Below are 816 nucleotides of genomic sequence, written 5' to 3'. Positions count from 1 at the left end.
CCAGGGCCCGATCTCGAGGTGGTTGTCGAGGGTGTACTCGATCATGTCCTGAGGTGTCCCGGCAGTGAGGATCGCCTCAAACATCAAGGGCACATGCTCCGCGGACTCACCACAGCCGCACCTCAGCGCCGCCCATTCGTGGCGCGCCAGCTCGGCTCGCACCAGCTCACCGACGCTCAACCGCGCACCGCCTGCCGGTGATCGTCGCCCCGGAGCCGGTACACCACGCTCCGGCGCAGCGGACCCACGGGCACGGTCATGTCGTCGAAGTCGTCGGCCGGGTCGCGGGTCATGCCGATACGGCGCATCACCGCCTGCGAACGGAGGTTGGTGGCCGTCGTGATCGCGAGGATTTCGGTGAGGGCGAGGCTTCCGAAGCCGTGGTCCAGCGCCGCGAGGGCAGCCTCGGTGGCGTAGCCGTGCCCCCAGTGCGGGCGGGCCAGCCGCCAGCCGACCTCCACTCCGGTGAACGGCATGTCCTCGTCCACCGGATCGAGCCCGGTGAAGCCGATGAACGCACCGGTGGCCTTCACCTCCACCGCCCACCACCCCCAGCCCCGCCGGCCGAGATCGGCCTGGAAGCGGGCCACCGACGCCTCGCTCTGCTCGCGGGTGAGGGTGCCCGGGAAGTACTCGCGGACTTCGGAGTCGGCATTCATGGCGGCCCACGGCGCGAGGTCGGATTCCCGCCACCCGCGGAGCACAAGACGGTCGGTGCGCAGCTCGGACATCGCGTCAACGTAAAGGGACGCATGAGAGCGGAGCAATCAAATAAATGGGGCCGACGGATCATCTCCGTGCCGGTCCGGCCGTGGG

At 69.4% G+C, this 816-nt stretch carries 2 protein-coding genes; both read right to left on the bottom strand.

What is annotated here, in order from left to right; all coding sequences use genetic code 11:
• Window positions 1-180: hypothetical protein (locus CCN51_RS56805; RefSeq protein WP_211303347.1), on the bottom strand; the 180-nt coding region annotated here is incomplete at its 3' end.
• On the bottom strand, window positions 177-731 hold the full coding sequence (locus tag CCN51_RS50985) for a GNAT family N-acetyltransferase (RefSeq protein ID WP_014178279.1): 555 nt from the start codon (window positions 729-731) through the stop codon (window positions 177-179). The genes CCN51_RS56805 and CCN51_RS50985, both read right to left, overlap by 4 nt.
• Window positions 732-816: the final 85 nt, after the last annotated feature.

Origin of the sequence: Streptomyces milbemycinicus (genome assembly GCF_002154605.1) — a bacterium.
GTDB lineage: Bacteria > Actinomycetota > Actinomycetes > Streptomycetales > Streptomycetaceae > Streptomyces > Streptomyces milbemycinicus.
This window is presented reverse-complemented; position numbering and strand designations above follow the sequence as displayed.

Excerpts from the sequence above, each read along its gene's own strand:
- CCN51_RS50985 (WP_014178279.1), bottom strand. The coding sequence starts at position 731 with ATGTCCGAGCTGCGCACCGACCGTCTTGTGCTCCGCGGGTGGCGGGAA.